Here is a 14,248-nt window from a genome sequence, read left to right as displayed (position 1 = left end):
GCGATGCTGCTGCCCGAATCCGGAGTGACTGTGACCCCAACTGAATGGAGGTATGGGTCATGGAACACATCCAGCAAAGCTATCGTGGGCTGCACCTGCTCATGGATCTGAATTGGGATCGGCTGCTCTACGTCGGCACCATCGCGGCGGCGCTTGGCTGCGGCGCGCTGATGGGTGCTTTCCTGCACTGATCCGGGTGCGGGCGCTGGCGCCCGGAAACCTTCAAAAATCGAACCTGTCGCAGGGCCGCCATAGCGCGGCCCTTGCCCGTTTCACACGCTTTGACACTGTCCGCCAAACCGGCTAGTCACACTAGGGACTGGGATGTCTGAGCGGATGATAACAAGATGACGTATAACGAGCAGCGTAACGCCCGTATTGCCGGGCTACGCAAATCCGTCCTCGCGCCGGCTGCCACCGCGCTTTTCCTTGGGGTTTCAGGGGCTTCTCTTCTGGCTCCGACGGCAGCTTCGGCGCAGGCCTACAATTTCTCTTCCGTGCAGATCGTCGGGACCGAAAAAATCGAGGCCGCGACCGTCCTCTCCTACTTGGGATTCGGCAAGAACCAGACGGTGAGCGCGGGCGAGTTGAACGACGCCTACCAGCGCCTGCAGGGGTCGGGACTTTTCGACACGGTGAAACTCGAGCCGCGTGGCCGAACGCTGGTCGTGCGTGTGCAGGAGCAGTCGTTCATCAGCCGCATCAACGTCGAGGGCAACCGGCGCAAGGATGACGAGGACCTGATCGCCCTGATCCAGTCCCGCCCGCGTCAGGTCTTTTCCCCCGCGCAGGCCGAACGCGACGCTCAGACCATCGCCGAGGCTTATGCCGCCGATGGCCGGATCGCCGCCGACGTGACGCCACGCATCATCCGGCGCAACAATGGCCGCGTTGACCTCGTCTTCGAGGTGATCGAGGGCAAGAACGCCGAGATCGAACGTCTGAGCTTTGCCGGCAACCGCAGTTTCTCCGACTCGCGCCTGCGCCGTGTTCTCACATCCAAGCAGGCGGGCCTTCTGCGTGCTTTCGTAAAGGCCGATACCTACGATCCCGGACGGCTCGACTTCGACCGTCAGGTCCTCGCCGATTTCTACAACTCGCGCGGCTTCATCGATTTCGAAGCGCAGGCGGTGGCAGCGGAAGTGCCGGATTCCCGCGATGGCTACCAGGTCACCTTCAAGGTGATCGAGGGTCAGCAGTTCTCGGTCGGCGACGTGAACACCGTGTCCGAAGTGGACGGTATCAACGTGGCCGAGTTCGAGCGCGTGGCGCGTCTGCGCCAAGGTGCGGTCTACAACCCCGCCGATGTCGATCAGGCCATTGCCCGTATGGAACGGCTCGCGATCCAGAAGGGGCTCAACTTCATCACGGTGGAGCCCCGCGTTGTGCGCAACGACCGTGAGGGCACGCTTGACCTGACACTCGCCATCACCCGCGGCCCGCGCGTGATCGTCGAGCGCATCGACATCGAGGGCAACCAGACCACGCTAGACCGTGTCGTGCGCTCGCAGTTCCGCACTGTCGAAGGCGACCCCTTCAATCCGCGCGAAATCCGCAATGCGGCGGAGCGCATCCGCGCGCTGGGATATTTTGCGGACGTGGCCGTCGAGGCCCGCGAAGGCTCGGCCTCCGACCGCGTGGTGGTGGACGTGGAAGTGGAAGAGCAGGGCACCGGCTCGCTTTCCTTCGGCGCGTCCTATTCGACCGCGACGGGCTTCGGCATCAACGCTTCGTTCCAGGAGACCAACTTCCTCGGGCGCGGCCAGTTCATCTCTGCCGAGTTCACCGGTGGCGTGGCCAACCGCAACTACTCGTTCAGCTTTGCCGAGCCGCGCCTGTTCGGTCGCGACCTCGAGCTCGGGATCAACGCGTTCTACTTCGACACGCTGTCGAGCGCCCGCTCGCGTTACGACACGACCCGTCTTCTGGTGGAGCCTTATCTCGAATTCCCGATCAGCCCGTCCAGCCGGATCGGCGTGCGGGCGAACGTGAAGGGCTCGAACATCAGCAACCTGTCGCCCACGAGTTCGGCGGTTCTGGCCGCCGAAGCCGCGCGCGGCTGGCAGATCGGCGTTGGCGCTGGTTTCACCTACAAGTTCGACACGGCGATCAACGCGCTGGACGATACCTCGCGGTTCTTTCTCCAGTTCGACGGTGACATCGGCGGGCTTGGTGCGGACAACCAGTTCCTGAAGGCGACCGCGCTGGCGCGCGCGCAGACCCGTATCCTCAATGACGAGGTGACGTTGCGCGCCGAAGTCGAGGGTGGTGCGCTCTATTCGATCTCGGGCGCGGGCAGCCGCATCACGGATCGATTCCAGCTTGGCCCCGACAAGGTGCGCGGTTTCCAGTCCTACGGCACCGGTCCGCGTGACCTGACCGTGGCCAACCGTGACGCGCTTGGCGGCAACTACTTCGTCGCGGCGCGTGTCGAGGCGCAGTTCCCGCTGGGTCTGCCCGAAGAGTACGGGATTTCCGGCGGCGTCTTTGCCGATGCGGGGTCGCTCTGGGGACTGGACAACACCGGGGGCGGCACGGTGGACGACGCGTTCTACCTGCGGTCATCGGTCGGTGCGTCGCTGTTCTGGGACACGCCCATCGGTCCACTGCGGTTCAACTACTCGATCCCGGTTATCAAGCAGGGGTATGATCGCGAAGGCCGGTTCGAAGTGACCATCCAGACCTCGTTCTGATCCCCGTGTGCCTGCGCACCGGACGGGAGCGCCCATGCGACTGACGACCTTTGCCATGGTTCTTGCAGCCTCGCTCACCGCTGCCGCGCCTTCTGTGGCGCAGCAGCTGGGTCAGGTGGTGTCGCAGATCCTCACCATCGATCGCGAGGCGCTGTTCGAGCAAAGCGCCTATGGTCAGCGCGTTTCGGCTGCGCTGGAGGCCGAATCGGCGCGGCTGTCGGCCGAAACCCGCGAGATCGAGCAGGCGCTGGAGGAAGAGGAGCAGCGTCTCACCGACCAGCGCGACACGATGAGTGCTGCGGAATTCCGGGACGCGGCGGACGCCTTTGACGAAAAGGTCGTTGAATTGCGCGCTGACCGCGACGGGGCACAGGCCGACTTTCTGAAGCGGCTGGAAACGGCCCAGCGTGATTTCTACAACCGGATCGGTCCTATCCTGGGCCGGATCATGCAGGCGCGCGGCGCGGTCGTCCTGCTCGACAAACGCTCGGTCCTTCTGGCGATCAACGGGATCGATGTCACACAGGACGCCATCGACGCCATCGACGAGAATCTCGGGAATGGTGCCGAGGCGGCACCTGAACCGGTGCCGGACGAGACGAACGAGGGCGACGCGGCGACCCCGGATTGACGCGGGGCGGGGCGGTGAACCCTTGCGCCGCAGCGCATGCCGGGGCAAAAGGCGACCCATGATACGAAGGACTTACGCATGACCGACGTTCCGACCACGGCCGATATTCACCTGATCCAACGCTGCATTCCGCATCGCTATCCGTTCCTTCTGATCGATCGGGTCGAGGATGTCGTGGCGAACGAAAGCGCGGTCGGGGTGAAGAACGTCACGTACAACGAGCCGCATTTCCAGGGCCATTTCCCGCAGACGCCGATCATGCCGGGGGTCACCATCGTCGAGGCGATGGCCCAGACTTCGGCGGTGATGGTGTCGCTGTCGCTGGACCTCGTGGACAAGGAACCGCTGGTCTATTTCATGGGCATCGACAAGGTGAAGTTCCGCCGCAAGGTGGTGCCGGGCGATGTGCTCAGGATGCAGATCCGGACGATCCGGGGCGGTTCGAAGATCTGGAAGTTCGACGGACGCGCGACCGTGGACGGTGAACTGGCCTGTTCCGCCGAGTTTTCGGCCATGATCGACCTCAGCCAGTCGCCCTCGGCCTGACCGTTCCCAAATCGAGTGCGGGCAAGCCCGCACGCAGGATTTGCGCCGCCCCGGCTGACGCCGGGCCGGCGCGGCAGGGCGCGTTGCCCCCGTCGCGACGGGTCGTGACTCCCCCGATGTCTTCAAGAAACGAAGAAGCGGTCAGTGGCCGCGCCAGATCCAGCCGCCACCAAAGATGCGGCTGCTGTCGGAAGCGTAGAACACGCAGGCCTGACCCGGTGAGACGCCTTCCTCAGGTGTGAGAAGTTCCACCTCGGCTTCGGTGTCGCTGAGCGGGCGGATGATCGCCTCGCGCGGGGGGCGGGTTGAGCGGACCTTCACCGCGAGGTGCCATTCGGACCGGGAGGTAAAGGGCTCATCGCCCAGCCAGTTGATCTCGCGCACCGGGATCGTGCGTGTGGCGAGCATCTCTTTCGGGCCGACGACGACCTGACGCGTGTCGGTGTCCAGCTTCACCACATAGAGAGGCTCGGCCAAACCACCGATGCCGAGCCCGCGGCGCTGGCCGATGGTGTAGTGGATCACGCCCTCATGAGTGCCCAGAACGCGCCCGTCCGCATGGACGATCTCGCCGGGTTCGGCGGCCCCGGGGCGCAGCTTTTCGATAACGCCAGCGTAGTTTCCGTCGGGCACGAAGCAGATGTCCTGACTGTCGGGCTTGTCCGCCACCTCGAGCCCGAATTCCCGGGCGAGAGCGCGGGTTTCGTCCTTGGTTCTAAGGTGGCCAAGGGGAAAGCGTAGGAAGTCGAGCTGTTCGGGCGTGGTGGAGAACAGGAAATAGCTTTGATCGCGGTTCGCGTCGGCGGCCTGATGGAGTTGCGGCCCGGCGTCGCCATCGAATCGCTGGATGTAATGCCCGGTGGCCATGCAATCGGCGTCTAGGTCGCGGGCGGTGGCCAGCAGATCCTTGAACTTCACGCGTTCGTTGCAGCGGATGCAGGGCACGGGAGTCGCGCCGCCGAGGTAGCTGTCGGCGAACTCCTCGATCACCGCTTCGCGAAAGATGTTCTCGTAATCGAGGACGTAGTGTGGAAAGCCCATTTCCTCGGCCACGCGGCGCGCGTCGTGAATGTCGATGCCTGCGCAGCAAGCGCCCTTTTTCGCGAGCGCCGCGCCGTGGTCGTAGAGTTGCAGCGTCACGCCCACCACGTCGTAGCCTTCCCGCGCGAGCTTGGCCGCGACCACGGAGCTGTCCACGCCGCCGGACATGGCGACGACCACACGGGTTTCGCTCTCGGGTTTGGCGAAACCGAGGGAATTCAGGCGGGGTTGGGTGTCGAGGCTCATGGGCGGGCTCCTTGAACGCGCGAATATATGAAAATTGGACACAACAACAAGGCCGCGTTTCACCACTCCTTAAGTCAGTCGCGCAAAAGTGCTTGCGCGAAGATGACGAGAGACCAAAGTGATGTATTTGAAAAAAGTCGATGGCCCGCGTGCCGTGCGCCTGCCGGACGGCAGCCACATGACGCGCGCGGACCTGCCCCGGGCGGATACGCGACGCTGGGTCGCGTCGCGCAAGGCGGCGGTGGTCCGGGCGGTGACCTTTGGCCTGATCCCGTTGCCGGAGGCTTTGGCAACCTATTCCCTGTCTGAAGAGGAGTTCGCCGAATGGCAACATGCGGTCGAAACGCATGGGGAGGCGGCCCTGAAAGCGACGGCCGTGCAAAAGTATAGACAACCTTAGGTAGAGTGCGCTAAATTGTTCGCAACGGTAACGGGACGTTAACCATTTGAGTTAAAGGTGCGTTCGAACGGAACGAGAACTTTTTGGAGATTGACTGATGCGGATCCTGCTGGTCGAAGACGATCCCACCACCTCGCGCTCGATTGAGCTCATGCTGACCCACGCGAACCTGAACGTCTATTCGACGGACCTGGGTGAAGAGGGGGTCGATCTCGCCAAACTCTACGATTACGACCTGATCCTTCTCGATCTCAACCTGCCCGACATGAATGGTCACGAGGTGCTGCGCCAGCTCCGCATGGCGCGGATCGAAACACCGATCCTTATCCTTTCCGGCTCTGACGATACCGAGAACAAGCTCAAGGGCTTCGGGTTCGGGGCGGACGATTACATGACCAAGCCCTTCCATCGCGATGAACTGGTCGCGCGCATCCACGCGATCATCCGGCGTTCCAAGGGTCATTCCCAATCGGTCATTGCGACCGGCCTCGTGGAGGTCAACCTCGATGCCAAGTCGGTGGAAGTTGACGGAAAGCCCGTTCACCTGACCGGCAAGGAATACCAGATGCTCGAGCTTCTGAGCCTGCGCAAGGGCACGACGCTGACCAAGGAGATGTTCCTCAATCATCTCTACGGCGGCATGGACGAACCGGAGCTTAAGATCATCGACGTCTTCATCTGCAAGCTTCGCAAGAAACTCGCCGAAGCCACCGGCGGCGAGAACTACATCGAGACCGTCTGGGGGCGTGGTTATGTACTGCGCGACCCGCAGCCGGCGGAGATGGAGAGCCAGGTGGCGATGGGGGCGTGAGCCCCGCAAGAGCTCACGCGGTTTCTGTGCACGAAGCTGCGTGAGGCCGGGGTATTCCCGGCGACGATTTCATTTCGACCCTCCCGACTTCCCGGCGGCCCAGGCCGCCGGGTTTTTCTTTCAGTCTTTTCGGTCCGGCTGGACGTACGGGCAGGTGAACCGTATCTCTTTCCATGCGCCAAGTTGGGGGACCAGATGACGGATTTCGCGGACACACCTGTGGCAGAGCTGTCAGAGACCCAAGCCCGGGGCGAGCTCGCGCGGCTCGCGACGCTGCTGGCGCAAGCGAATGCGGCCTATCACACCGAGGATGCGCCCGAGATCACGGACGCGGAATACGACGCAGCGAAGCGGCGCAATTCAGAGATCGAGGCCAGGTTTCCTGCGCTCAAGCGGGCCGACAGTCCCAGTGAGCAGGTCGGCGCGGCGCCGGCGGAAGGTTTCGCGAAGGTGCGCCACCGCGTCCGGATGCTGTCTCTTTCCAATGCGTTCGACGACGATGATATCCGCGATTTCGACAGGCAGGTCCGGGCCTTCCTCGGCATGAGCGGAGACAACCCGCTTGCATATACCGCCGAGCCGAAGATCGACGGCCTGTCATTGTCGTTGCGCTACGAGAACGGGACCCTGATCGAAGCGGCGACGCGGGGCGACGGGGCCGAAGGGGAGAACGTCACCGCGAATGCGCGCACCATCGAGGATGTGCCGCAGACGTTGACCGGCGCGCCCGAGGTGCTTGAGGTACGCGGCGAAGTCTACATGTCGCATGACGATTTCGCGCGCTTGAACGAGTCGCAATCTGAAAAGGGCGGCAAGACATTTGCCAATCCGCGCAACGCTGCGGCCGGGTCGCTTCGGCAACTGGACAGCCGGATCACCGCCGCGCGACCTTTGCGTTTCTTCGCCTATAGCTGGGGCGAACTTTCTGAACCGTTTGCGGAAACGCAGATGCAGGCCATCGAACGCCTCGCCGCGCTCGGATTTTCGACGAACCCGCTGACCAGACTGGTGACGACACCGGACGAGATGCTCGCGCATTACCATGCGATCGAGGAGATGCGCGCGACGCTGGGCTATGACATCGACGGAGTGGTCTACAAGGTCGACGATCTCGCGCTTCAGGGACGGATGGGGTTTCGGTCCACGACGCCGCGATGGGCCATCGCGCACAAATTCCCGGCAGAGCTTGCCTGGACCCGACTGGAGGCGATCGACATTCAGGTCGGGCGCACCGGCGCGCTCTCGCCGGTCGGGCGGCTGACCCCTGTGACCGTGGGCGGCGTCGTCGTGTCGAATGCGACCCTCCACAATGAGGACTACATCGCCGGGCGTGATTCGAAGGGCGAGGAGATCCGTGGTGGCAAGGACATCCGCATCGGCGACTGGGTCCAGGTCTACCGCGCGGGCGACGTGATCCCGAAGGTCGCGGACGTGGACCTCGACAAGCGCCCGGACGACGCGGCGCCCTATGTATTTCCCGACACCTGCCCCGAATGCGGGTCCGCGGCGATCCGGGAGGAGGGCGACGCGGTGCGCCGTTGCACGGGCGGCATGATCTGCCCGGCGCAGGCTGTGGAGAAGCTCAAACACTTCGTGTCCCGCGCAGCTTTCGACATCGAAGGGCTCGGGTCGAAACAGGTGGAGGCCTTTTACCACGACGAGACCCTGCCGATCCGCGAGCCTGCAGATATCTTCACCTTCGCCCGGCGCGACGGTGAGGCATTGGCCAAACTCAAGAACCGCGATGGCTGGGGCGAGAAATCCGCGACCAACCTGTTCGCCGCCATCGACGAGCGGCGGCACATTCCACTCAACCGCGTGATCTTCGCGCTCGGCATACGGCATGTTGGCGAAAACTCGGCCAATCTGCTCGCCCGGCATTATGGCGACTGGCCGACTTTCGAGGCGGCGATGACGGAGGCAACGCCTGAGGGAGGGGCGGCGTGGGAGGAACTTCTGTCCATCGACGGGGTGGGCGAGACGATGGCGACATCACTGGTCACCACGTTCCACCAGGAGGCCGAGCGGGCGTCTATCGACCGCCTCGTCGCAGAACTCGACATCGCGGCGGTCGAAGCGCCTCAGAGCGCGGGTAGCCCGGTTGCAGGCAAGACGGTCGTTTTCACCGGCACATTGGAGAAGATGACGCGGGCCGAGGCCAAAGCTCGGGCGGAGTCGCTCGGGGCCAAGGTCTCAGGCTCGGTCTCCGCCAAGACCGACCTCGTCGTTGCGGGGCCGGGCGCCGGATCGAAGGCCAAGAAAGCCGAGGAGCTGGGGGTCGAGATCGTGGACGAGGACGGCTGGCTCGAACTGATCGCGGGCGCATGAGCACGCGGCCCGAAATCCTGTTCCCGCTCTTTGCCGAGCTCGAGACGCTGGGTGGCGTGGGTCCGAAATCGGCCAAGTCTCTGGCGTCCCTAGGAATCGAAAAGCCGCGTGACCTGTTGTTTTCCTTGCCCTATTCCGGCGTCGACCGGAGCTTTCGCGCCTCGGTGGCCGAGGTGCGCCCGCCCGTGACGGTGACCGTCGAGGCGGAAGTCGGCCACCATATCAAGCCTGCTTCGCGCAACCGCCCCTACAAGGTCGAGATGACCGATGCGCTGACCACGTTTCACGTCATCTTCTTCCACGGCAGCCCCGACTGGATCTCACGCAACCTGCCGACCGGGCAGCGCCGGATCGTGTCGGGCAAGATCGAGGAATACGACGGGATCCGGCAGATGCCGCATCCGGACCATATCCTGCGACCGGGCGAAGCCGACCAGATACCGGAGTTCGAGCCTGTCTATCACCTGGCCCAAGGTGTGACGCAGAAGCTTATGTTCCGGGCCGTGGGCGAAGTGCTGTCGCGCGTGCAGCCGTTGATCGAGTGGATCGATCCGGCGTTGAAGTCGCAGGAGCATTGGCCGGACTGGCATGAGGCCGTGCGGATCGCGCATATGCCGCCGGGGCCCGATGACCTTTCGCCGCAGGCCCCGGCGCGGCGGCGGCTGGCCTATGACGAGTTCTTCGCGCACCAGCTTACGCTGGCGCTCGCCCGCGCCCGGATGCGGCGCGGCAAGGGGCGGGCCTCGGTCGGGACCGGGGCGTTGCAGGACAAGGTGCGCGCCGCGCTTCCCTATCAGCCGACCGGCGCGCAGGAGCGGGCGGTGGCCGATATCGCGGCCGACATGGCGGCGGGGCAGCGCATGAACCGGCTGCTTCAGGGTGACGTGGGCGCGGGCAAGACGCTTGTCGCGTTTCTCGCGCTGCTTACGGCGATCGAGGCAGGCGGGCAGGGCGTGATGATGGCGCCCACCGAAATCCTCGCCCGCCAGCATGTTGAGAGCCTGCGGCCGATGGCGGAAGCCGCCGGGGTTGTGGTCGAGTTGCTCACGGGCCGGGACAAGGGCGGCGAGCGGCGCGCCAAGCTGGAGGCGCTGGGGCGCGGCGATATCCATGTGCTTGTCGGCACGCATGCGGTGTTTCAGGATGATGTGGTCTACCATGACCTGCGCCTTGCTGTCGTCGATGAACAGCATCGCTTTGGTGTCGCGGAACGGATGCGTTTGGGGAAGAAGGGGGAGGCCGCGGACGTGCTGGTCATGACGGCGACGCCGATCCCCCGCTCGTTGTCGCTTGCCCAATATGGTGACATGGATGTCTCGGTGCTCGATGAAAAGCCGCCGGGGCGCAAGCCGATCACGACCTCGGCCGTCCCGGTTGCCCGGTTGGACGACGTGGTGGCGCGGCTGAGGCAGGTGACGGGCAAAGGGCAGCAGGCTTATTGGGTTTGCCCACTGGTCGGCGAAAGCGAGGTGAGCGAACTCATCGCGGCGGAGGAGCGGTTCAAGCAATTACGCGCGGCATTGGGCGAAGGCGTCGTGGGGCTTGTCCACGGGCAGATGCCGCCGGCCGAAAAGGACGCCGCGATGGCCGCGTTCCAGAGGGGCGAGACCAAGGTGCTGGTCGCAACGACGGTGATCGAAGTGGGGGTGGATGTGCCCAACGCGACGATCATGGTGATCGAGCGGGCTGAGCATTTCGGGCTCGCGCAGCTCCACCAATTGCGGGGCCGGGTCGGGCGCGGCTCGCAGGCCTCGACCTGCCTGCTGCTCTACCAGCCGCCGTTGACGGAAGGTGGAGAGAAACGGCTCGGGATCATGCGTGATACCGAGGACGGGTTCCGGATCGCCGAGGCGGACCTCGAAATCCGTGGCGCGGGTGACCTGATCGGGACCGCGCAATCCGGTCTGCCGCGGTTCATGATCGGAGATCTCGAACATCAGGCCGGGTTGATGGCCGTGGCGCAGAAGGATGCGCGCAAGCTGCTGGCGGATGATCCGGAGTTGACCACGCCGCGTGGCGAGGCGGCGCGTGTTCTCCTCTGGCTCATGCGCCAGGATGAAGCGATCCGTTTGATTTCAGTGGGTTAGGCTAAACGTTCCAGAAAGTTCTCAGATGTTCTTAAAAAGTTCTTTACAGAACAGGTTCGAATATGAGAACAAAGTGGTAACAAGAGAACACAAACGGAACGAACGAGCAGGAGCCCACGATGATGAACGAGATTCGCCAAGTGCTTCACCGGTCCCGCGCCACGATCTGGCAAGACATGGCTGGCGGCGCCGCTCTCATGATCGGGCTCGTCGGAATGCTCCATCTGCCCGGGTTCTTCTGAGATTTCGAGTTTCTGCCTGCGGTAAAAAGGGTCCCGGCATCTCTGTCCCCAACACCTGATGCCTGCGCTGTCCCAAGCGTTTCCTGTCCCACCCGGTACTGCCTCTGTCCCCGGGTTCGGCCCACACCGCATAACTTCCGCCGTCTCGGACCCCGGGGCGGCGGTTTTTTTTGTGTTTCGCGGGGTTCAGGCGGCGTCTTGCGCCTCATCCATCGCGGCGAGCGTCGCCTCCCACGCGAGCAGGATCGAGGGGTGGCGGTTCTTGAACTCGCGCGCCGGGCGCAGGACTTCAAGCTCGTCAAAAGGCGCGGGCGGGGTCGGCCCGTCCTCCTTGAGCATGGCGATGAGGGCGTCGCGGGCGGTCGCGATGGTCGTGCGGTCCTGCCCCACAACATGCTTGCCGAGGATCGCCGAGGACGCCTGACCCAGCGCGCAGGCTTTCACGTTCTGCGCGAAATCCGCGATCTTGCCGTCCCGCACCGTCACATCCGCGGTCACCGTCGAGCCGCACAGCGGGGAGCGCTGCTTGGACGTTCCGCCGGGTGTGTCGAGACGCCCGTGATGCGGAATATCGGCGGCCAGCGCGAGGATGCGCTTGGAGTAGAGCTTGATGAGGTCGGTGTCGGACATGGGTTCCCCTCGGGTCGCGTCCCCCTTAGATAGGCGAGCGAAATGCGTTTGGAAAGGTTACGGAGATGGCGTTCGATCCGACCACACTCGTCTACGATCACAAGGGCCTGATCCCCTGCATTGCGCAGGAGGCCGGGACCGGTGAGGTGCTCATGATGGCTTGGATGAATGCCGAGGCCGTCGCGCGCACGGTCGCCACGGGGCGCGTGACATATTGGAGCCGGTCGCGGCAGACGTTCTGGATCAAGGGTGAGACTTCCGGCCATTTCCAGAAGCTCGTCGAGCTCCGCGTGGATTGCGACAATGATTGCTTGCTGGCGCTTGTGGAGCAGGAGGGTCCAGCTTGTCACACCAACCGTCGAACCTGTTTCTACACAGCGGTGCGCGACGGCGAAGAGGTTGAACTGATGGGGCCGATGGCCTGATTACAGCCGGTCTATCTCGACGCTTTCGACCGTTTCGCCGGATTTCTTCTGCTGGATTTCATTGAGAAGCCGCGTGAGCCGCTTGCGTTTGCGGCGCGCGCGGATCTGGCGGGCTTCGACCGCGCGGGGGCGCACGGCGACGTCGCCGCCGCCGGCGATGTCGAACTCCCGCGATGCCGCAACGATGTGTTTTGCCTGATTGGTGGCGGCGACCACGATCAGCTTGAGCCGCTTCGGGTCGTCCGCATTGTTCTTCATCGCGTGAAACTCGGCCCGCTCCGCGACCTCGCGAAAGCTCCCGATATCCACGAAGGCACCGCTGTTGATCGGGCCTTGTCCGGTGATCTCGGTCGGGCGCTCCATTTCGCCGTCACGGAGTTCCTTGCGGTCCACGACGGAGGCCAGCGTGGGGGCTTTCTCCCCTTCCGTCGCGGCGAGGACGTCGAGCAGATAGACCGGCTGCGCGCCCATGTTCGAGATGAGGCAGCGGCTGTCGAGGTCCTCGCCGCCGCCCCGGTTGATCAGGAGAGAGGACCGGCGCTGTTGCACGAAGCCGATCAGAAAGATGTTCAGATAGACGACCCAGACCAGCATGGTCGTGAGGGAGGTCACGAGCTGCACGATCTCGATATGGTCTGTCAGTGCGTCGAGCATGGTGGGCAGTGTCTTTCGGTCGCTTGGAGTCACCTTGGTTAGCGTTCCAACACGAGGCGGCCGGGGAAGTTCCCGAACCTGTCAGAAACCGACCATGCGGCGGATGTCGGCCGGGGACATCCCGTCGTCGCGAAAGGCGCGGATGGCGCGGGAGTGGGCGATCTTGGCCAGCCGCGTGCCGCTTTCATCGCGGATCAGGTCGTGGTGGTGGTAGGTTGGGACGGGCCAGCCCATGAGCGTCTGGAGCACGACATGCAGGAACGTCGCGTGCCACAGATCCGCGCCGCGCACGACATGGGTGATCCCCTGCGCGGCGTCGTCTTGCGGGCAGGCGAGGTGATAGGCCGGGTCGCCGGTGCCTTTGCGCCGGAGCACGGGGTCGCCGATCTTCGCGAGAAGGGCCTCGGGGTCCGGCTGATGGGTGCCGGCATGCTGCGGCCCGGTCTCGGTGAAGGCGGGCAGGGGGCCGGTTGCCTCAAGGGCGCGGGCGAGGTTCAGGCGCAGGGCATCGCCGGGCCGAGCGTCCTTCATCGGGCGGCTTCGGCAGGTTCCGGGATAGACCAGCCCGTCCCAGCCCGGTGTCGCCCCGGCCTCGGCCACGTCGCGCCGGGAACAGGAACAGGGGTAGAGCAATCCGCGCGCCGCGAGTGTGGTCAGCGTGGCATCGTAGTCTGAAGAGTGGTCGGACTGCCGCCAGACCGGTTCGGGCCAGTCGAGGCCGAGCCATCGCAGATCTTCGAAAATCGCGGCGTCATATTCCGGACGGCACCGGGTGCTGTCGGTGTCCTCGATCCGCAGGAGCGCACTGCCGCAAAACTCAGCGGCGATCTGCCCGACGGTGAGGGCGGAATAGGCGTGGCCGAGATGCAGATACCCCGTCGGGGACGGCGCGAAGCGGGTGCGCACTCATCCGATCTCCAGCACATAGACACGCGACCGGGACCCGACACCGGGGATGTGATCTCCCAACTCGTCGCTCAGGATCGCCGCAGTTTTGGTCACCTCGTCCAGCGCGTCCATGTAGGACCGATCTTCGAGCGTGTGGTCGTTGTAGGAAAACGCAAGCAGCGCGCCGGTCGCCATCCGCTCCACGATGAAGGGGAGCAATTCCGGTGGGGCGGCCCCGGTGGAGATGACGCCGACGGCGCACACCAGAGGGTAGTCGGAAAGGTCGAAGGGCAGAGGCTGGTCTTCTTTGGTCTGCCAGAGATTTCGGTAGATGCCCTTTGCGCGGGCTTCTTCGAGCATACCGGCAGAGACATCACAACCGTCCAGCGTGCTGAACCCCACAGCGGCGAGCGCGGCGCCGCTCAGACCCGTTCCGCAGCCGAAATCGAGGAGCGGGGCGGAGTTGTCCGACGCGTGGAGGGCGAGGGCACGAGCCAGACGACCGGGCGTGGCGTAGCCCTGTCCCGTAAGCTCGCCATCGTAGTTGTCAGCCCATTCGTCATACAGTCCGGTCAGCCGGTCGGGGTCGGTCTCATAGACCTTGTCGAGGAATCTGTCAGCCATGA

15 protein-coding genes are annotated in these 14,248 nt (G+C 64.3%); 10 read left to right on the top strand and 5 right to left on the bottom strand.

Annotated features, from left to right (window positions below; all coding sequences use genetic code 11):
- The first annotated feature begins 59 nt into the window (after positions 1 to 59).
- The 4 genes from B2585_RS05545 to fabZ all read left to right on the top strand — a co-directional run bounded on the left by B2585_RS05545 (position 60) and on the right by fabZ (position 3,870).
- Positions 60 to 191, top strand: coding sequence for a hypothetical protein (locus tag B2585_RS05545; protein WP_292020865.1), 132 nt, complete (start codon positions 60 to 62; stop codon positions 189 to 191).
- Between the two features lie 156 nt (positions 192 to 347).
- Complete coding sequence (gene bamA / locus B2585_RS05540; RefSeq protein ID WP_292020864.1) at positions 348 to 2,693, top strand: outer membrane protein assembly factor BamA; 2,346 nt, start codon at positions 348 to 350, stop codon at positions 2,691 to 2,693.
- 34 nt (positions 2,694 to 2,727) lie between these two features.
- The gene (locus tag B2585_RS05535; protein ID WP_292020862.1) at positions 2,728 to 3,324 is read left to right on the top strand and encodes an OmpH family outer membrane protein; all 597 of its coding nucleotides are present in this window, start codon (positions 2,728 to 2,730) and stop codon (positions 3,322 to 3,324) included.
- Between the two features lie 78 nt (positions 3,325 to 3,402).
- A complete protein-coding gene (gene fabZ / locus B2585_RS05530; protein WP_292020860.1) occupies positions 3,403 to 3,870 on the top strand; it encodes a 3-hydroxyacyl-ACP dehydratase FabZ in 468 nt (155 codons plus the stop codon).
- Between the two features lie 141 nt (positions 3,871 to 4,011).
- On the opposite strand, the gene mnmA is transcribed toward fabZ, so the two are convergent.
- Positions 4,012 to 5,157, bottom strand: a complete 1,146-nt coding sequence (mnmA, locus tag B2585_RS05525) for a tRNA 2-thiouridine(34) synthase MnmA (RefSeq protein ID WP_292020857.1) — start codon at positions 5,155 to 5,157, stop codon at positions 4,012 to 4,014.
- A 121-nt stretch (positions 5,158 to 5,278) separates the two neighbouring features.
- Here mnmA and B2585_RS05520 point away from each other — a divergent pair, with 121 nt between their 5' ends.
- From B2585_RS05520 to B2585_RS05500, 5 genes are all read left to right on the top strand, one after another.
- Positions 5,279 to 5,557, top strand: a complete 279-nt coding sequence (locus B2585_RS05520) for a DUF1153 domain-containing protein (protein ID WP_292020856.1) — start codon at positions 5,279 to 5,281, stop codon at positions 5,555 to 5,557.
- A gap of 97 nt (positions 5,558 to 5,654) precedes the next feature.
- Positions 5,655 to 6,368 carry a response regulator transcription factor CtrA gene (ctrA, locus tag B2585_RS05515; RefSeq protein WP_292020854.1) on the top strand — a complete coding sequence of 238 codons (714 nt, stop codon included), beginning with the start codon at positions 5,655 to 5,657 and terminating at the stop codon, positions 6,366 to 6,368.
- Positions 6,369 to 6,563: 195 nt separating this feature from the next.
- On the top strand, positions 6,564 to 8,696 hold the full coding sequence (ligA, locus tag B2585_RS05510; protein ID WP_292020853.1) for an NAD-dependent DNA ligase LigA: 2,133 nt from the start codon (positions 6,564 to 6,566) through the stop codon (positions 8,694 to 8,696).
- Positions 8,693 to 10,783 (top strand): ATP-dependent DNA helicase RecG, encoded by a 2,091-nt coding sequence (recG, locus tag B2585_RS05505; RefSeq protein WP_292020850.1) that lies wholly within the window; start codon positions 8,693 to 8,695, stop codon positions 10,781 to 10,783. The genes ligA and recG overlap by 4 nt, the downstream gene beginning before the upstream one ends.
- 119 nt (positions 10,784 to 10,902) lie before the next feature.
- Positions 10,903 to 11,025, top strand: coding sequence for a hypothetical protein (locus B2585_RS05500; RefSeq protein WP_292020848.1), 123 nt, complete (start codon positions 10,903 to 10,905; stop codon positions 11,023 to 11,025).
- 186 nt (positions 11,026 to 11,211) lie between these two features.
- Here B2585_RS05500 and B2585_RS05495 read toward each other — a convergent pair whose 3' ends face one another.
- Complete coding sequence (locus B2585_RS05495) at positions 11,212 to 11,655, bottom strand: iron-sulfur cluster assembly scaffold protein (protein WP_292020846.1); 444 nt, start codon at positions 11,653 to 11,655, stop codon at positions 11,212 to 11,214.
- A 65-nt stretch (positions 11,656 to 11,720) separates the two neighbouring features.
- Between B2585_RS05495 and hisI the strand changes: the two genes are divergently transcribed.
- Positions 11,721 to 12,080, top strand: a complete 360-nt coding sequence (gene hisI, locus B2585_RS05490) for a phosphoribosyl-AMP cyclohydrolase (RefSeq protein WP_292020845.1) — start codon at positions 11,721 to 11,723, stop codon at positions 12,078 to 12,080.
- Here hisI and B2585_RS05485 read toward each other — a convergent pair whose 3' ends face one another.
- The 3 genes from B2585_RS05485 to B2585_RS05475 form a co-directional block, all read right to left on the bottom strand.
- Positions 12,081 to 12,734 carry a hypothetical protein gene (locus B2585_RS05485; RefSeq protein ID WP_292020842.1) on the bottom strand — a complete coding sequence of 218 codons (654 nt, stop codon included), beginning with the start codon at positions 12,732 to 12,734 and terminating at the stop codon, positions 12,081 to 12,083.
- 81 nt (positions 12,735 to 12,815) lie between these two features.
- Positions 12,816 to 13,640 (bottom strand): tRNA glutamyl-Q(34) synthetase GluQRS, encoded by an 825-nt coding sequence (gluQRS, locus tag B2585_RS05480; protein WP_292020840.1) that lies wholly within the window; start codon positions 13,638 to 13,640, stop codon positions 12,816 to 12,818.
- Positions 13,641 to 14,246, bottom strand: a complete 606-nt coding sequence (locus B2585_RS05475; RefSeq protein WP_292020839.1) for a class I SAM-dependent DNA methyltransferase — start codon at positions 14,244 to 14,246, stop codon at positions 13,641 to 13,643. It lies immediately after the preceding gene.
- Positions 14,247 to 14,248 lie beyond the last annotated feature (2 nt).

It is taken from the genome of Maritimibacter sp. UBA3975 (genome assembly GCF_002384975.1).
In the GTDB taxonomy this organism is placed as follows: domain Bacteria; phylum Pseudomonadota; class Alphaproteobacteria; order Rhodobacterales; family Rhodobacteraceae; genus Maritimibacter.
The sequence above is the reverse complement of the archived record's forward strand: the minus strand, read 5'-3'. Positions and strand labels throughout refer to the sequence as shown.

Coding starts and splice junctions, on each gene's coding strand:
- B2585_RS05545 (WP_292020865.1), top strand. CDS start 60: ATGGAACACATCCAGCAAAGCTATCGTGGGCTGCACCTGCTCATGGAT.
- bamA (WP_292020864.1), top strand. CDS start 348: ATGACGTATAACGAGCAGCGTAACGCCCGTATTGCCGGGCTACGCAAA.
- B2585_RS05535 (WP_292020862.1), top strand. CDS start 2,728: ATGCGACTGACGACCTTTGCCATGGTTCTTGCAGCCTCGCTCACCGCT.
- fabZ (WP_292020860.1), top strand. CDS start 3,403: ATGACCGACGTTCCGACCACGGCCGATATTCACCTGATCCAACGCTGC.
- mnmA (WP_292020857.1), bottom strand. CDS start 5,157: ATGAGCCTCGACACCCAACCCCGCCTGAATTCCCTCGGTTTCGCCAAA.
- B2585_RS05520 (WP_292020856.1), top strand. CDS start 5,279: ATGTATTTGAAAAAAGTCGATGGCCCGCGTGCCGTGCGCCTGCCGGAC.
- ctrA (WP_292020854.1), top strand. CDS start 5,655: ATGCGGATCCTGCTGGTCGAAGACGATCCCACCACCTCGCGCTCGATT.
- ligA (WP_292020853.1), top strand. CDS start 6,564: ATGACGGATTTCGCGGACACACCTGTGGCAGAGCTGTCAGAGACCCAA.
- recG (WP_292020850.1), top strand. CDS start 8,693: ATGAGCACGCGGCCCGAAATCCTGTTCCCGCTCTTTGCCGAGCTCGAG.
- B2585_RS05500 (WP_292020848.1), top strand. CDS start 10,903: ATGATGAACGAGATTCGCCAAGTGCTTCACCGGTCCCGCGCCACGATC.
- B2585_RS05495 (WP_292020846.1), bottom strand. CDS start 11,655: ATGTCCGACACCGACCTCATCAAGCTCTACTCCAAGCGCATCCTCGCG.
- hisI (WP_292020845.1), top strand. CDS start 11,721: ATGGCGTTCGATCCGACCACACTCGTCTACGATCACAAGGGCCTGATC.
- B2585_RS05485 (WP_292020842.1), bottom strand. CDS start 12,734: ATGCTCGACGCACTGACAGACCATATCGAGATCGTGCAGCTCGTGACC.
- B2585_RS05475 (WP_292020839.1), bottom strand. CDS start 14,246: ATGGCTGACAGATTCCTCGACAAGGTCTATGAGACCGACCCCGACCGG.